14 protein-coding genes are annotated in these 15,731 nt (G+C 61.8%); 4 read left to right on the top strand and 10 right to left on the bottom strand.

The features are described from left to right. Positions 1-78 precede the first annotated feature (78 nt). The 7 genes from QN085_RS01220 to QN085_RS01190 all read right to left on the bottom strand — a co-directional run bounded on the left by QN085_RS01220 (position 79) and on the right by QN085_RS01190 (position 8,387). Entirely contained in the window at positions 79-972 is an 894-nt protein-coding gene (locus QN085_RS01220; RefSeq protein WP_023660781.1) for an ABC transporter permease subunit, read from the bottom strand. Next, the gene (locus QN085_RS01215; protein WP_013974703.1) at positions 969-1,889 is read right to left on the bottom strand and encodes an ABC transporter permease subunit; all 921 of its coding nucleotides are present in this window, start codon (positions 1,887-1,889) and stop codon (positions 969-971) included. Before QN085_RS01215 ends, QN085_RS01220 begins: the two co-directional genes overlap by 4 nt. Beyond that, positions 1,886-3,028 (bottom strand): polyamine ABC transporter ATP-binding protein, encoded by a 1,143-nt coding sequence (potA, locus tag QN085_RS01210; protein WP_013974704.1) that lies wholly within the window; start codon positions 3,026-3,028, stop codon positions 1,886-1,888. The genes QN085_RS01215 and potA overlap by 4 nt, the downstream gene beginning before the upstream one ends. Before the next feature lie 71 nt (positions 3,029-3,099). After that, on the bottom strand, positions 3,100-4,194 hold the full coding sequence (locus QN085_RS01205) for a polyamine ABC transporter substrate-binding protein (RefSeq protein WP_015272218.1): 1,095 nt from the start codon (positions 4,192-4,194) through the stop codon (positions 3,100-3,102). Between the two features lie 158 nt (positions 4,195-4,352). After that, positions 4,353-5,450 (bottom strand): polyamine ABC transporter substrate-binding protein, encoded by a 1,098-nt coding sequence (locus tag QN085_RS01200; protein ID WP_023660780.1) that lies wholly within the window; start codon positions 5,448-5,450, stop codon positions 4,353-4,355. Positions 5,451-5,620: 170 nt separating this feature from the next. Further along, positions 5,621-6,982 (bottom strand): aspartate aminotransferase family protein, encoded by a 1,362-nt coding sequence (locus tag QN085_RS01195; protein WP_023660779.1) that lies wholly within the window; start codon positions 6,980-6,982, stop codon positions 5,621-5,623. A 46-nt stretch (positions 6,983-7,028) separates the two neighbouring features. Next, positions 7,029-8,387, bottom strand: coding sequence for a glutamine synthetase family protein (locus QN085_RS01190; RefSeq protein ID WP_013974708.1), 1,359 nt, complete (start codon positions 8,385-8,387; stop codon positions 7,029-7,031). Positions 8,388-8,428: 41 nt separating this feature from the next. Here QN085_RS01190 and QN085_RS01185 point away from each other — a divergent pair, with 41 nt between their 5' ends. Both QN085_RS01185 and QN085_RS01180 read left to right on the top strand, forming a co-directional pair. Then, positions 8,429-8,689, top strand: a complete 261-nt coding sequence (locus QN085_RS01185) for a hypothetical protein (protein WP_023663073.1) — start codon at positions 8,429-8,431, stop codon at positions 8,687-8,689. Between the two features lie 272 nt (positions 8,690-8,961). Then, a complete protein-coding gene (locus QN085_RS01180; RefSeq protein ID WP_003259348.1) occupies positions 8,962-10,338 on the top strand; it encodes a glutamine synthetase family protein in 1,377 nt (458 codons plus the stop codon). A gap of 150 nt (positions 10,339-10,488) precedes the next feature. Here the strand turns inward: QN085_RS01180 and argA are convergent, their stop codons facing one another. Both argA and argE read right to left on the bottom strand, forming a co-directional pair. Further along, positions 10,489-11,787 carry an amino-acid N-acetyltransferase gene (gene argA / locus QN085_RS01175; protein WP_013974710.1) on the bottom strand — a complete coding sequence of 433 codons (1,299 nt, stop codon included), beginning with the start codon at positions 11,785-11,787 and terminating at the stop codon, positions 10,489-10,491. A gap of 124 nt (positions 11,788-11,911) precedes the next feature. Then, entirely contained in the window at positions 11,912-13,054 is a 1,143-nt protein-coding gene (gene argE, locus QN085_RS01170; protein ID WP_023660498.1) for an acetylornithine deacetylase, read from the bottom strand. A 219-nt stretch (positions 13,055-13,273) separates the two neighbouring features. Between argE and QN085_RS01165 the strand changes: the two genes are divergently transcribed. Continuing rightward, on the top strand, positions 13,274-14,641 hold the full coding sequence (locus QN085_RS01165; protein ID WP_003259352.1) for a CYTH domain-containing protein: 1,368 nt from the start codon (positions 13,274-13,276) through the stop codon (positions 14,639-14,641). Positions 14,642-14,742: 101 nt separating this feature from the next. On the opposite strand, the gene QN085_RS01160 is transcribed toward QN085_RS01165, so the two are convergent. Then, the gene (locus QN085_RS01160; protein ID WP_015272225.1) at positions 14,743-15,213 is read right to left on the bottom strand and encodes an Lrp/AsnC family transcriptional regulator; all 471 of its coding nucleotides are present in this window, start codon (positions 15,211-15,213) and stop codon (positions 14,743-14,745) included. 126 nt (positions 15,214-15,339) lie between these two features. Between QN085_RS01160 and QN085_RS01155 the strand changes: the two genes are divergently transcribed. Next, complete coding sequence (locus tag QN085_RS01155) at positions 15,340-15,645, top strand: ACT-like domain-containing protein (RefSeq protein WP_003259353.1); 306 nt, start codon at positions 15,340-15,342, stop codon at positions 15,643-15,645. Positions 15,646-15,731: the final 86 nt, after the last annotated feature.

Genomic DNA, 15,731 nt, shown 5'->3' with positions numbered 1-15,731 from the left:
CCCGCTCCCACAGGGATTAACACAGGCTCGAGGCAGTGATATTCCTGTGGGAGCGGGTTCACCCGCGAAGAGGCCAGATCAGGCAGACGCCGCAACCTGCGCCGGGCGCTTCACCTGTGGCTGCGAAGCATTCGCTGCAGCGCCCTCTTCGATCGCCTGCTGTATCGCCTTGCGACGGCGCTCTTCGGCCTGGCGGCTGAAGTACCAGACGAAGAAGGTCACCAGCGATACCGACAGCAGGATCAAGCTTGCCACGGCGTTGATCTCCGGCTTCACGCCCAGGCGCACCGCCGAGAACACTTCCATCGGCAAGGTGGTCGAACCAGGGCCGGAGACGAAGCTCGCCAGTACCAGGTCATCCAGCGACAGGGCGAACGACATCATGCCGCCCGCAGCCAGCGACGGCGCGATCATCGGGATGGTGATCAGGAAGAACACCTTCCACGGCTTGGCACCCAGGTCCATCGCCGCTTCCTCGATCGACAGGTCCAGCTCCCGCAGGCGTGCCGACACCACCACCGCTACATACGCGGCACAGAACGTGGTATGGGCGATCCAGATGGTGACGATGCCGCGCTCCTGCGGCCAGCCAATCATCTGCGCCATGGCCACGAACAGCAGCAACAGCGACAGGCCGGTGATCACCTCAGGCATTACCAGCGGCGCGGTAACCAGGCCACCGAACAGCGTGCGGCCCTTGAAGCGGGTAACCCGGGTCAGCACGAACGCCGCCAAGGTACCCAGCGCCACCGCCGCCACCGCCGTGTAGCAGGCGATTTCCAGCGAACGCATCACCGAACCCATCAACTGGCTGTTGTCGAGCAGGCCGACGTACCACTTCACCGACCAGCCACCCCACACCGTCACCAGCTTGGAGGCGTTGAACGAGTAGATCACCAGGATCAGCATCGGCAGGTAGATGAACAGCAAGCCGAGCACCAGCATCAGCTTGGAGAAACTGAAGCGCTTCATGCCCTGCCCTCCATTTCTTTGGCCTGGCTGCGGTTGAACAGCAGGATCGGCACGATCAGGATCGCCAGCATGACCACCGCCAGCGCAGAGGCCACCGGCCAGTCACGGTTGTTGAAGAACTCTTGCCACAGCACCTTGCCGATCATCAGGGTTTCCGGGCCGCCAAGCAGTTCAGGAATCACGAACTCGCCCACCACCGGGATGAACACCAGCATGCAGCCGGCGATGATGCCGTTCTTCGACAGTGGTACGGTGATCTTCCAGAAGCTGTTGAAGGTGCTCGAACCCAGGTCCGAAGCGGCCTCGAGCAGGCTCGGGTCGTGCTTCACCAGGTTGGCGAACAGCGGCAGGATCATGAACGGCAGGTACGAATAGACCACGCCGATGTACACCGCCAGGTTGGTGTTGAGGATCTGCAGCGGCTGGTCGATCAACCCGGTCCACAGCAGGAAGCCGTTGAGCAGGCCGTTGTTGCTGAGAATGCCCATCCAGGCATAGACGCGGATCAGGATCGCGGTCCAGGTCGGCATCATGATCAGCAACAGCAGGACCGTCTGGGTCTCCTTCTTGGCGTTGGCAATGGCATAGGCCATCGGGTAGCCGATCAGCAGGCACAGCAGGGTGCTGAAGAAGGCCATCTTCAGCGAGCCCAGGTAGGCCGAGATATACAGCTCATCCTCGGTCAACAGGCCATAGTTGGCCAGGTTGAGCACCAGCTGCAGCTTGTCTTCGACGTAGCTGTAGATCTCGGTATACGGCGGGATCGCCACGTCGGCTTCGGCGAAGCTGATCTTCAGCACGATGAAGAACGGCAGCATGAAGAACAGGAACAGCCAGATGAACGGCACGCCGATCACCAGGTGCCGCCCCTCCGGGGTAATACGCTGGAAGGCTCGCTTGAGCTTGCGCAGTTTCATGACCGCAGTACCACGCCGCTGTCGTCTTCCCACCACACGTACACTTCATCGCCCCAGGTCGGGCGGGTGCCCTGGCGCTCGGCGTTGGCGACGAACGACTGGACGACCTTGCCACTCGGTAACTCGACGTAGAACACCGAGTGGCCACCCAGGTAGGCAATGTCGTGAACCTTGCCGCGCGACCAGTTGTGCTCGCAGGTCGGTTGCTGGGTGGTGACCAGCATCTTTTCCGGGCGCAGGGCGTAGGTGATGTGCTTGTCTTCCACCGACGTGGTGATGCCGTGGCCGACATAGATCTTGCGCTCCAGCTCCGGGCTGGCAATGATCGCGTGGCCTTCGGCGTCGTCGACCACTTCACCTTCGAACAGGTTGACGTTGCCGATGAACTCGCACACCAGGCGGCTGGTAGGCGTCTCGTAGATGTCCACCGGCGAGCCGATCTGGGCGATCCAGCCCAGGTGCATGATGGCGATGCGCTGGGCCATGGTCATGGCCTCTTCCTGGTCGTGGGTCACCATCACGCAGGTCACGCCAACGCGCTCGATGATCTCCACCAGTTCCAGTTGCATCTGCGAACGCAGTTTCTTGTCCAGTGCACCCATCGGCTCGTCGAGCAGCAGCAGCTTGGGGCGCTTGGCCAGCGAGCGGGCCAGTGCCACGCGCTGGCGCTGGCCGCCGGACAGCTGGTGCGGCTTGCGCTTGGCGTACTGGGTCATGTGCACCAGCTTGAGCATCTCGGCCACGCGGGCGTCGATCTCGGCCTTGGGCATCTTGTCCTGCTGCAGGCCGAAGGCGATGTTCTGCGCCACGGTCATGTGCGGGAACAGCGCGTAGGACTGGAACATCATGTTGATCGGCCGCTCGTAGGGCGGCATGTCGGTAATGTCGACGCCATCGAGGAAGATCCGCCCTTCGGTCGGGCGCTCGAAGCCGGCCAGCATGCGCAGCAAGGTGGACTTGCCGGAACCGGAGCCCCCCAGCAGAGCGAAGATCTCGCCCTTGCGGATTTCCAGGGACACATCGTCCACGGCTACCGTTTCGTCGAACTTTTTCGTGACCCGGTCGATCTTGACCAGCACCTGCTTGGGTTGCTGGCCACCCTCGAGGGCTTTTTTATAGGCACCGGAGGCAACTGCCATGAGTGAAACTCCCAACAAGATTTTTGTGCCCGCGAGCCCTGTTCTAAAGGTGCCGCCACGGGCCTGGATTTTTACTTGCCCGACTTGACCTTGGTCCAGCTACGGGTCATCAGCCGTTGCACCTTGGGTGGCAACTCTGAATTCACGAACATCTTGTTCAGCACTTCCTGCGGTGGGTAAACCGCGGCGTCAGTCCTCACGGCCTGGTCCATCAGGTCGCCAGCCTTGGGGTTCGGGTTGGCGTAACCGACGTAATCACTGACCTGGGCGATAACCTCAGGCTTCAGCAAATAGTTGATGAAGGCATGCGCCTCTTTGACGTTCTTGGCGTCCTTGGGAATCGCCAGCACGTCGAACCAGAGGTTGCCGCCTTCCTTGGGAATGGCGTAGGCCAGGTTCACGCCCTTCTTCGCTTCTTCGGCGCGGGTCTTTGCCTGGAACACATCACCTGAGAAACCTGCCGCGACGCAGATGTCGCCGTTGGCCAGGTCGGTGATGTACTTGGACGAGTGGAAGTAGGTCACGTACGGGCGTACCGCCAGCAGTTTCTTCTCGGCGGCCTGGTAGTCCTTGGCATTGGTGCTGTTGGGGTCCAGCCCCATGTAGTTGAGCACCGCCGGCAGCATTTCGTCCGCCGAATCGAGGAAGGCCACGCCGCACTTGGCGAGCTTCTTCATGTTCTCGGGCTCGAACAGCACTGCCCAGGAGTCGATGGTGTCCACGCCCAGCGCGGCCTTCACCTTGTCGACGTTGTAACCGATGCCGTTGGTGCCCCACAGGTAAGGCACGGCGTACTGGTTGCCCGGGTCGTTCCTTTCCAGGCGCTTCATCAGCGCCGGGTCCAGGTTGGAATAATTGGGCAGCAGGTTCTTGTCGAGCTTCTGGAACGCGCCCGCCTTGATCTGCTTGCCGAGGAAATGGTTGGACGGCACTACCACGTCATAGCCGGTATTGCCGGCCAGCAGCTTGCCTTCCAGGGTTTCGTTGGAATCGAACACATCTTGCACGGGCTTGATGCCCGTGGCTTTCTCGAAGTCCGCGAGTGTGGTCGGGCCGATGTAGTCGGACCAGTTGTAGAAGTGCACCGTAGGCGCCGCTTGGACGCTGCATGCCAGCGTCAGGCCCGCTCCAGCCATCAAGGCCTTGCGGAATACAGAAATGGACAAGTGGGTGGTCCTCACAATCAGTGCCTGGGTAGCGACAATGCTGCCGCACACGCAAAACCGGCGCGCAACTTACCTTCGCAGCTTCGATGCCGCAATCATCAATTGCCTTTCACTGGCTCTGGGCCGGGATTCCCCGGCCCAGAGGTACCGCATCGGGCTTATTTGCCCGACTTGATCTTGGTCCAGCTGCGGGTGATCACACGCTGGGCAGAAGCTTCAGGCGCAGCGATCGCGTACAGCTGCTTCTTCACTTCAGCTGGCGGATAGATGCTCGGATCGCTGGTGATTTCCTTGTCCACGAACTGGGTGGCGGCAGCGTTGCCGTTCGGGAAGCGCACGGCGTTGGTGATCTCGGCCATGATTTCCGGCTGCATCAGGAAGTTCATGAACTGGTAGGCAGCGTCTTTATGCTCGGCATCCTTGGGGATGGCGACCATGTCGTAGAAGGTACCGGCACCTTCCTTCGGAATGACGTAGTCCACCTTGACCTTGTCGCCAGCTTCGTGGGCACGGGCCTTGGACTGCTCCAGGTCACCCGAGTAACCGACAGCTACGCAGATGTTGCCGTTGGCCATGTCGCCGATGTACTTGGACGAATGGAAGTAGGTGATCGAAGGACGGATCTTGAGGAACAGGTCCTCGGCGGCCTTCAGGTCTTCCTTCTTGGTGCTGTTGCTCGGCAGGCCCAGGTAGTGCAGCGCAGCCGGGAGCATTTCGGTCGGGGCATCGAGGAAGCTCACGCCGCAGCTCTTGAGCTTGGCGATGTTCTCAGGCTTGAACACCACGTCCCACGAGTCGATCTTGTCCACGCCCAGCGCGGCCTTGACCTTCTCCGGGTTGTAGCCGATACCGATCGAGCCCCACATGTACGGGAAGGCGTGCTTGTTGTCCTTGTCGCTGGCATCGCCAACGGCCTTGAGCAGGTCAGGGTCGAGGTTCTTCCAGTTCGGCAGCTTGGAGCGGTCCAGTTCCTCGTACACGCCAGCCTTGATCTGCTTGGCCAGGAAGTTGTTCGAAGGCACGACGATGTCATAGCCCGACTTGCCTGCCAGCAGCTTGGCTTCGAGGGTTTCGTTGCTGTCGAAGACGTCGTACTTGACCTTGATGCCCGACTGTTTCTCGAACTTGGCGATAGTGTCCGGAGCGATGTAGTCCGACCAGTTGTAGACGTTCAACACCTTGTCTTCAGCCTGAACAGCGGTAGCCATGGCACCCATCAGGGCGGTGGCCAGCAACGTCTTGCCCAATTTATTCATGCGTAATGCTCCAGAATTTTTTATTTAGCCATCTGTTCAGCAGCCAGGACCTACGGTGCAGAGCGCGCGGCGACTGAAACAGTCGCTAGTCTGGCAAGTTACAAGGCTCTGTATCAAGGAAAGCAGGGCCTTGTAACGACTTAATGTCACATCGCTAGCCTAGCAAACTGTCAACGAATCGCTTCGAGCGTCAGGTCCAGGCATTTGCGTGCCTTTTCCACCAGTTCGTCGATCTCTGCATGGCTGATCACCAGCGGCGGCGCAATGATCATGGTGTCACCCACCGCACGCATGATCAGGCCGTTTTCGAAGCAGAAGGTGCGGCAGATCATGCCTACGCCCTTGCCTTCGTAACGGCTGCGGGTGGCCTTGTCCTTGACCAGCTCGATCGCGCCGAGCAGGCCCAGGCCGCGTACCTCGCCCACCAGAGGGTGGTCCTGCAGCTCACGCAAACGCTTTTGCAAATAAGGTGCCGCTTCGGTGCGCGCCTTCTCGACGATTTTCTCGTCGCGCAGGATGCGCAGGTTTTCCAGGCCCACCGCCGCCGCTACCGGGTGGCCGGAGTAGGTGAAGCCGTGGTTGAAGTCGCCGCCTTCGCTGAGTACCTGGGCCACGGTGTCACGCACGATCACACCGCCCATGGGGATGTAACCGGAAGTCAGGCCCTTGGCGATGGTCATCAGGTCGGGCTTGAGGTCGTAGTAGTCGGAGCCGAACCACTCGCCGGTACGACCGAAACCGCAGATCACTTCGTCGGCGACGAACAGGATGTCGTACTTGGCGAGGATCTCCTTCACCTTCGGCCAGTAGGTTTCCGGCGGGATGATCACGCCGCCGGCGCCCTGGATCGGCTCGGCGATAAAGGCGGCGACGTTGTCTTCGCCGACTTCGAGGATTTTCTGCTCCAGCTGATCGGCCGCCCACACCCCGAACTCGTCCGGGGTCATGTCGCCGCCTTCGCCGAACCAGTAAGGCTGCGGGATATGCACGATGCCAGGAATCGGCAGGCCGCCCTGCTCGTGCATGCCGCTCATGCCGCCCAGGCTGGCGCCAGCCACGGTGGAGCCGTGGTAGCCGTTGATGCGGCCGATGATGGTCTGCTTCTGTGGCTTGCCTTTCAGCGCCCAGTAATGGCGGACCATGCGCAGCACGGTGTCGTTGCCTTCGGAGCCGGAGCCGGTGAAGAACACATGGGTCATGCCTTGCGGCGCCACGTCGGAGATTGCCTTGGCCAGTTCCAGCGCAGGCGGGTGGGCAGTCTGGAAGAACAGGTTGTAGTACGGCAGCTCGCGCATCTGCTTTTCTGCCGCCTGCACCAGTTCTTCACGGCCATAGCCCACAGCCACGCACCACAGGCCAGCCATGCCGTCGAGGATCTTGTGCCCCTCGCTATCCCACAAATGCACACCCTGGGCCTTGGTGATGATGCGCGGCCCCTTCTCCTTCAGCTGCTTGTAGTCGCTGAAGGGCGCGAGGTGATGCTCCCCGCTCAGGGTTTGCCATTCACGGGTTTGCGGGTTGTTGACGCTCATGTGCTTCTCCGTTGTTCGACAGCCGCGTCCTGCGGCACCAAGTTGATCAGACAGCAAACAGCAGGAACTCACGCTCCCAGGAACTGATGACTCGCTTGAAGTTCTCGTGCTCGGCGCGCTTGGTAGCGACGTAGCCGGTGATGAACTTCTTGCCCAGGTACTGCACCAGTGCACGGCTGTTTTCCATGCGTTCCAGGGCATCTTCGATGGTCAGTGGCAGGCGCAGGTTGCGGCGTTCGTAGCCACGGCCCTGCACCGGCGCGCTGGCGTCGATGCCTTCGACCATGCCGATGTAGCCACACAGCAGGCTGGCAGCGATGGCCAGGTATGGGTTGGCGTCGGCGCCTGGCAGGCGGTTCTCGACCCGGCGGCTTTGCGGGCCGGCGTCCGGCACGCGCAGGCCGACGGTACGGTTTTCCTCGCCCCACTCCACGTTCACCGGCGCCGAGGTGTCGGGCAGGAAGCGACGGAACGAGTTGACGTTGGGGGCGAACAGCGGCAACGCCTCGGGGATGAACTTCTGCAGGCCACCGATGTGGTGCAGGAACAGTTCGCTCATGCTGCCGTCGTCGTTGCTGAAGATGTTCTTGCCGGTGGCCACGTCGACCACGCTCTGGTGCAGGTGCATGGCACTGCCTGGCTCACCGGTCATGGGCTTGGCCATGAAGGTGGCGGCCACATTGTGCTTGAGCGCGGCCTCGCGCATGGTGCGCTTGAACACCAGGATCTGGTCGGCCAGGTGCAGGGCGTTGCCATGACGGAAGTTGATCTCCATCTGCGCCGTGCCGTCCTCATGGATCAGCGTGTCGAGATCCAACTGCTGCAGTTCGCACCAGTCGTAGACGTCTTCGAACAGCGGGTCGAATTCGTTGGCGGCTTCGATCGAGAACGACTGACGGCCGGTTTCCGGGCGGCCCGAACGGCCTACCGGGGGCTGCAGCGGAAAGTCCGGGTCTTCGCTGCGCTTGGTCAGGTAGAACTCCATCTCCGGCGCGACGATCGGCTGCCAGCCCTTGTCGGCGTAGAGCTTGAGGACTTTCTTCAGCACGTTGCGCGGCGACAGTTCGACCGGGTTGCCCTTCTTGTCGTAGGTATCGTGGATCACCTGGGCGGTCGGCTCGATGGCCCATGGCACCAGGAACACGGCGTTCTCGTCGGGGCGGCAGATCATGTCGATGTCCGCCGGGTCCAGCAGTTCGTAATAGATGTCGTCGTCGACGTAGTCGCCGGTCACGGTCTGCAGCAGCACGCTCTCGGGCAGGCGCATGCCTTTTTCGGCGATGAATTTGTTGGTAGGCGAAATCTTGCCGCGCGTGATGCCGGTCAGGTCACTGATCATGCATTCGACTTCGGTGATCTTGTGCTCTTTCAACCAATCGGTGAGCTGGTCGAGGTTGTTACTCATAAATACCTCAGGAGGTAAGGTGGTCCGCGCACTGATTCTGGATGGAGTACATTGCTAAAGCAAAAACCCCCGCGCAGAGCCGCAGTGGATACACTGAAAACAAGTGTGTCCGTAATGAGTTCGAAAGGCAGGAAGACGAAACGAAGGGCGGCAAGCCGCTACGAGGGCAGGTCCGGGAGCGCCAAACGTCAATTATTGCGGCCAGGGCGGCCACGCCATTGACGAAGCTTGCAAAAATGACGGATGTACCCGATGGCACTGCGCAGGCAGTACTTTCAGGTCTCGGCAAGCGGACCATGTGACCCTCGTATTATTGTGTTCTGGGTTGAGACCGAGCTTAGCCTTGTTCATTTTTTTACACAACACCTCCGTAAAAAATAAAACACGGTTGGTCGGAGATAGCCCTTTGCGAGGGAAATAGCGGATAATGGCTTGCCCCGATATGCAGCAAATCTGCCGTCGATGTGCCATTTCAGGGCATCATGGGGTTGGCTTGACATCAGTTTGTCTTTTCGATTGACTGGTCTTGCAAGCCCCCCTTGATTGATATTTTTAACAACAAAGGTGTTGCATCATGTCGGTACCCCCGCGTGCCGTTCAGCTTAACGAAGCGAACGCGTTCCTTAAGGAACATCCTGAGGTTCTCTACGTTGACCTTCTGATTGCAGATATGAATGGTGTGGTGCGTGGCAAGCGCATAGAGCGCACCAGCCTCCACAAGGTTTACGAGAAAGGCATCAACCTGCCTGCCTCCCTCTTCGCCCTGGACATCAACGGTTCCACCGTTGAAAGCACCGGGCTGGGCCTGGACATCGGCGATGCTGACCGCATCTGCTATCCAATCCCTGACACCCTCTGTAACGAGCCGTGGCAAAAGCGCCCAACCGCTCAGCTGCTGATGACCATGCACGAGCTCGAAGGCGAGCCGTTCTTCGCCGACCCGCGTGAAGTGCTGCGTCAGGTGGTGAGCAAGTTCGACGAACTGGGCCTGACCATCTGTGCCGCGTTCGAGCTGGAGTTCTACCTGATCGACCAGGAGAACGTGAACGGTCGCCCGCAGCCACCGCGCTCGCCAATTTCGGGCAAGCGCCCGCAGTCGACGCAGGTGTACCTGATCGACGACCTCGATGAATATGCCGACTGCCTGCAGGACATCCTGGAAGGCGCGAAGGAGCAAGGCATCCCGGCCGACGCCATCGTCAAGGAAAGCGCCCCGGCGCAGTTCGAAGTCAACCTGCACCACGTGGCCGACCCGCTCAAGGCCTGCGACTACGCAGTACTGCTCAAGCGGTTGATCAAGAACATCGCCTACGACCATGAAATGGACACCACCTTCATGGCCAAGCCCTACCCGGGCCAGGCAGGCAACGGCCTGCATGTACACATTTCCGTGCTGGACAAAGATGGCAACAACATCTTCACCAGCGAGGATCCCGAGCAGAACGCCGCGCTACGTCACGCTGTCGGCGGTGTGCTCGAGACCCTGCCCGCGTCCATGGCGTTCCTTTGCCCGAACGTCAACTCGTACCGCCGCTTCGGCGCGCAGTTCTATGTACCGAACGCGCCAAGCTGGGGCCTGGACAACCGCACCGTGGCCCTGCGCGTGCCGACCGGCTCGCCGGACGCCGTACGCATCGAGCACCGCGTGGCTGGTGCCGACGCCAACCCGTACCTGATGATGGCCGCCGTACTGGCCGGCGTGCACCATGGCCTGACCAACAAGGTAGAACCGGGTGAGCCGATCGAAGGCAACTCGTACGAGCAGCTGGAGCAGAGCCTGCCGAACAACCTGCGCGATGCCCTGCGCGAGCTGGACGACAGCGAGATCCTGAACAAGTACATCGATCCGAAGTACATCGACATCTTCGTCGCGTGCAAGGAGAGCGAGCTGGAGGAGTTCGAGCACTCGATCTCCGACCTCGAGTACAACTGGTACCTGCATACCGTGTAAACAAAAACGCCGCCCACAAGGGCGGCGTTTTTGTTCGAGATCGGTGTCGCCTGCTTCGCGGGTAAACCCGCTCCCACAGGGACCGCGCCGGCCTCAGTCCGGTGAAGATCCTGTGGGAGCGGGTTCACCCGCGAAGAGGCCAGTACAGGTTTACAAGGGCTTCTCGAAAATCTTCGAATTACGCTGGTAGTTGTACAGCGAAGCCCGCGCCGCTGGCAGTCGCTCGACCCCACTCGGCGCAAACCCGCGTTCGCGGAACCAGTGCGCGGTACGCGTCGTCAGCACGAACAGGGTGTTCAGCCCCAGCTGTCGCGCCCGGCTTTCGATGCGCTCCAGCAGCTCGTCGCCACGCCCGCCATGGCGGTACTCGGGGTTCACCGCCAGGCACGCCAGCTCGCCGGCGTCGGAGTCGGCAATCGGGTACAACGCCGCACAAGCGATGATCATGCCTTCGCGCTCGACCACGCTGAACTGCTCGATCTCCCGCTCCAGCACCTCACGCGAACGGCGTACCAGGATGCCCTGCTCTTCCAGCGGGCTGATCAGCTCCAGCAAACCGCCCACGTCCTCGATGGTCGCCTCGCGTACCACTTCGAACTGCTCCTGCGACACCAGCGTGCCGCCACCACCACGGGTGAACAGCTCGGTCAGCAAGGCGCCGTCCTCGGCATAGCTGACAATATGGCTGCGCGCCACGCCGCCTTTGCAGGCTTCGGCCGCGGCATCCAGCAATTCGCCCTGGTAATCGCTGCCCAGACGCTGCAGATGCGGGGCAACCTGCTGCGGGCGCAGCTCACGCACCAGCTTGCCATCGGCATCCAGCAGGCCCGGCTCGGCACCGAACAGCAGCAACTTGTCGGCACCCAGTTCGATGGCGGCGCGGGTGGCCACGTCTTCGCAGGCCAGGTTGAAGATTTCACCCGTGGGCGAGTAGCCCAGCGGTGACAACAGCACGATGGAGCGCTCGTCGAGCAGGCGGCTGATGCCCTTGCGGTCAACTCGACGCACTTCGCCGGTGTGGTGGTAGTCCACGCCTTCGAGCACACCGATCGGCCGCGCCGTGACCAGGTTGCCGGACGCCACACGCAGGCGCGAGCCCTGCATCGGCGAAGCGGCGATGTCCATCGACAGGCGTGCCTCGATGGCCAGGCGCAAGGCGCCGACGGCATCGATCACGCAATCCAGGGTGGCGGCATCGGTGATGCGCAGGCCACGGTGGTAGTGCGGGGTCAGGCCGCGATCAGCCAGGCGGCTTTCGATCTGCGGGCGCGAGCCATGCACCAGCACCAGGCGCACGCCCAGGCTGTGCAGCAGCACCAGGTCGTGGACGATGTTGCCGAAATTAGGGTGTTCCACCCCATCGCCAGGGAGCATGACCACGAAGGTGCAGTCGCGATGGGCATTGATATACGGGGAGGCATGACGCAGCCAGTTGACGTAGTCGGGCATGACAGGGCCTGTGGATAAGTGGACGGAGAACGGCGATACAGGGGGCGTTCAGGATCATCGTCGGAACAGGCTTGCGGTCACGCGCGGTCTCCTCTAGGCAGGAACGAAACAGTTCGGTTGACGTTTAGTCCAGGCAATAGTGCCGGATCAGGTCACGCAATAGACGCACGGTAGGCTCGATTCGTGACATTTCAAGGTATTCGCTGGGCTGGTGAGCACAAGCGATGTCGCCGGGGCCCAGCACGATGGTCTGGCAACCCAGTTGCTGAAGATAAGGCGCTTCGGTGCCGAACGCCACCGCTTCGGCACGATGGCCGGTCAGGCGCTCCGCCACTTGCACCAACTCGGCGTCGGCTGCCTGCTCGAAAGGCGGCACCTCCGGGAACAACGGCGCATAGTCGATGCGCACCTCAAAGCGCTCTGCCACCGGCATCAGCTTGGCGCGAATGGCCGCGCGCAGTTGCTCCACATCCATGCCTGGCAGCGGGCGCAGGTCGAACTCCAGGGCACATTGGCCGCAGATTCGGTTGGGGTTGTCGCCGCCGTGGATGCAGCCGAAGTTCATGGTCGGGGTCGGTACGGTGAACTGCGGGTTGCGGTAGGTCTGCTGCCATTGCTGGCGCAACCCCATCAGCTCGCCCATCACTACGTGCATGGCCTCCATGGCGCTGCGGCCCAGGCTTGGGTCCGAGGAGTGGCCGCTGCGCCCGAGGATGTCGATGCGGTCCATGAGGATGCCTTTGTGCATGCGGATCGGCCGCAGCCCGGTGGGCTCGCCGATCACCGCCGCACGGCCGAGCGGCTGGCCAGCCTCGGCCAGGGCACGGGCCCCGGACATGGAGCTTTCTTCGTCACAGGTGGCGAGGATCAGCAGCGGCTGCTTGAAATCGTGCTCCAGCAATGGGATGACCGCTTCGATGACCAGGGCGAAGAAGCCCTTCATGTCACAGCTGCCCAGGCCGACCCAGCGGCCGTCGGTTTCGGTCAGTTTCAGCGGGTCGCTGGCCCACAGCTGTTCGTCGTAGGGCACCGTGTCGCTGTGCCCCGCCAGCACCAGGCCACCCGGGCCGGTGCCACGGCTGGCCAGCAGGTTGAACTTGCCGGGGCTGACCTGCTGGATGTCGCACTTGAAACCCAGGTCGCCCAGCCAGCCGGCCAGCAGGTCGATGACCTGGCGATTGGACTGGTCCAGCGCAGGCTGGGTGCAACTGACCGAGGGCGCGGCGATCAGGGCGGCGAACTGGTCTTTCAGCGTCGGCAACGGCATGCGCGTACTCCTCGGAAGCGTTGCCCATCATAACAATGCCGTCCAATCGTGTGGGCTTCTTCGCGGGTAAACCCGCTCACACAGGGAAAGCGCCGCACCTGAGGGCAGCACAGGACCTGTGGGAGCGGGTTCACCCGCGAAGAAGGCCACCACGATCCAACAGACGAGAGCCGACTCCTGTAGACTGCTGGGCAACCACGCCCCTCCTTCGAGCCTGTGATGCACAAAGAAACCGAACTCAAGCTCCGCGCCAGCCGCGAGACCCTTGCCGCCCTGCGCGAGCACCCTCTGCTGAAAAAGCGCAACAAGTCCGGCTGGCAGACCCGCGAACTGCTCAACCAGTACTTCGACACCCCCGAGCGCGAGCTCTCCGCCGCCCGTGTCGCCCTGCGCCTGCGCCGCGATGGCGAGGCCATCATCCAGACCCTCAAGTGCCGCGGCACCAGCGTGGCCGGCCTGTCCGAGCGCAACGAGCATGAATGGCAGCTGGACAAGGTCAAGCTCGACCTGAAGAAGCTCGACGACAGCTGCTGGCCCGCGCAACTGGCCAACCTGGACAAAAAGACCATCAAGCCGTTGTTCACCACCGACTTCAGCCGTGAATACGCCGAAATCGCCTGGGGCCGTGGCAAGAGCAAGGTGGTGATCGAGGCCGCGCTGGACCAGGGTTTCGTGATCGCCGGCAAGCGCAAGGAAGAAATCTGCGAGCTGGAACTGGAACTGCGTGAAGGTGAGCCGCAGGCACTGCTGGAACTGGCCGCCGAGCTGGCCGCCAGCCTGCCGCTGATGCCATGCGACATCAGCAAGGCCGAGCGTGGCTACCGTCTGCTGGAGCCGGACAGCTACGAGCTGGGACTGCCGCACACCGAGCTGGAAGCCGAAATGGCCGTGGACGACGCCTACGCCGCACTGGCCTGGCAACTGCTGGGTAGCAGCCAGCGTCTGGCCGAGCAATACCGCCACAACGGCCACTGGCGCCTGCTGCAGGATTGGGTCGAGTGCCTGAGCGAGCTGCGCGCCATTACCGCTAGCCTGGGCCAGGCCGCGCCACGCGCCACCACCCGCGACCTGCGCAGCAGCCTGGACGCCTTGCTTGAAGACTGGCGTCCGCTGGTGCAGGCCGGTAACGAAGACGAAGATATCCGCCGCGCCGCCCCAGAGCAGTTCGCCGAAGAGCTGGAGGACGTGCGCTGGGGCCAGTTCTCGCTGGAAACCTCGCGCTGGCTGCTGGCCCGTGCCTGGACCGTGGAGCGCAAAGGCCGTGGCGAGCGCCAGGGCAAGGCGCAGCTGGCAAGCTGGCTGGCGCACCTGCTGGGCGAAGAAGGCCGAGCGTTGAAGCTGCCGCTGTACACGCAGCGTCCGGAAGATCTGGCCGAGCAACTGCCGCGTATCGAGCAACTGCTGGCCTGGCTGCACCACGCTCGTCAGGTGCTGGAAGCGCCGCAGATGGACCGCCTGTATGGCGACCTGAAGAAGCTGCATGAGCTGGCTGAGCAGCCGATCAGCGATGAAGTGCTGGAAGCGCGTATCGAACAGGCTCGTGCAGTGGATCAGAGCCGCGGCTGGAAGCACTTGCTCAAGGCGTGATACCGCGTCGCATTCTTCGCGGGTAAACCCGCTCCCACAGGGGTCGCGCTGCTCTCTGGCTCACTGATAACCCTGTGGGAGCGGGTTTACCCGCGAATGCCTCAGCGCGACAGTGGCAGGCTGGTGGTGGACTTGATCTCCGACAGCGCCACGATCGAGTTCACCTCCTGAATCCCCGGCACGTTCGACAGTTTTTCGAAGAAGAACCGTTCATAAGCCTCGATATCCGGGGTGACGATGCGCAACAGAAAGTCCACCGACCCCATCAGCACATAACACTCCAGCACCTCCGGAAACCCGCGGATCGCGTCGGTGAACTCTGTGAAGTTGGAGCGCCCGTGGGCGTTCAGTTTCACCTCGGCGAAAATCTGCGTGTTCAGGCCGACCTTCTTGCGGTCCAGCAAGGTCACCTGCCCACGAATCACTCCCTCCTCCTTCAACCGTTGGATACGCCGCCAGCACGGCGATTGCGACAGCCCCACGCGTTCGGCGATCTGCGCGCTGGACAGCGAAGCGTCCTCCTGCAGCAGTTCGAGGATACGGCGGTCGTAGGCATCCAGCTCGCTGTGCATAGAAAATTCTCCATCGAATAACTTTATGAATAGATCAATTCACCAATACAGCGAAATGATCAAATCATAGCGAAAAAATACCGCAACCAACGTGCAAGAATTTCTCCAACATTTGCGGAGACCAGCATGAACGCACAGCCCCGTACCGACGCCTGGGCCGCCAGCAGCGCCCACAGCACCGTGCACTATCGCCTGCAGGCCGAGGCCGAGCCTGACAGCCTGTGCCGGGTGCTCAACCTGTTTGCCCTGCAGTTCCTGACCCCGCACAGCGTGCAGGTCAGTCAGCAGGACGACTGGCTGGATATCGAGGTCGGCATCGGCGGCCTCAGCTGGCACCGGGCCGAGGTGATTGCGCAGAAACTGCGCAACCTGGTGTGTGTGGGTGAAGTGAGCCTGAGCAACCTGCAGCGGGTGGAGCTGGCGGTGGTCTGAGCCATGCTCGGTGCTTGTGCCGGCCTCTTCGCGGGTAAACCCGCTCCTACAGGTACTGCACAACATTCAAGTTTGTGCGGTCATGT

This window comes from Pseudomonas sp. M2(2023) (genome assembly GCF_030263955.1).
Classification (GTDB): domain Bacteria; phylum Pseudomonadota; class Gammaproteobacteria; order Pseudomonadales; family Pseudomonadaceae; genus Aquipseudomonas; species Aquipseudomonas asiatica.
This window is presented reverse-complemented; position numbering and strand designations above follow the sequence as displayed.

Bases quoted from the DNA above. Each gene is read 5' to 3' on its own strand.
- QN085_RS01220 (WP_023660781.1), bottom strand. From the start codon at position 972: ATGAAGCGCTTCAGTTTCTCCAAGCTGATGCTGGTGCTCGGCTTGCTG.
- QN085_RS01215 (WP_013974703.1), bottom strand. From the start codon at position 1,889: ATGAAACTGCGCAAGCTCAAGCGAGCCTTCCAGCGTATTACCCCGGAG.
- potA (WP_013974704.1), bottom strand. From the start codon at position 3,028: ATGGCAGTTGCCTCCGGTGCCTATAAAAAAGCCCTCGAGGGTGGCCAG.
- QN085_RS01200 (WP_023660780.1), bottom strand. From the start codon at position 5,450: ATGAATAAATTGGGCAAGACGTTGCTGGCCACCGCCCTGATGGGTGCC.
- QN085_RS01195 (WP_023660779.1), bottom strand. From the start codon at position 6,982: ATGAGCGTCAACAACCCGCAAACCCGTGAATGGCAAACCCTGAGCGGG.
- QN085_RS01190 (WP_013974708.1), bottom strand. From the start codon at position 8,387: ATGAGTAACAACCTCGACCAGCTCACCGATTGGTTGAAAGAGCACAAG.
- QN085_RS01185 (WP_023663073.1), top strand. From the start codon at position 8,429: ATGGAGTACATTGCTAAAGCAAAAACCCCCGCGCAGAGCCGCAGTGGA.
- QN085_RS01180 (WP_003259348.1), top strand. From the start codon at position 8,962: ATGTCGGTACCCCCGCGTGCCGTTCAGCTTAACGAAGCGAACGCGTTC.
- argA (WP_013974710.1), bottom strand. From the start codon at position 11,787: ATGCCCGACTACGTCAACTGGCTGCGTCATGCCTCCCCGTATATCAAT.
- argE (WP_023660498.1), bottom strand. From the start codon at position 13,054: ATGCCGTTGCCGACGCTGAAAGACCAGTTCGCCGCCCTGATCGCCGCG.
- QN085_RS01165 (WP_003259352.1), top strand. From the start codon at position 13,274: ATGCACAAAGAAACCGAACTCAAGCTCCGCGCCAGCCGCGAGACCCTT.
- QN085_RS01160 (WP_015272225.1), bottom strand. From the start codon at position 15,213: ATGCACAGCGAGCTGGATGCCTACGACCGCCGTATCCTCGAACTGCTG.
- QN085_RS01155 (WP_003259353.1), top strand. From the start codon at position 15,340: ATGAACGCACAGCCCCGTACCGACGCCTGGGCCGCCAGCAGCGCCCAC.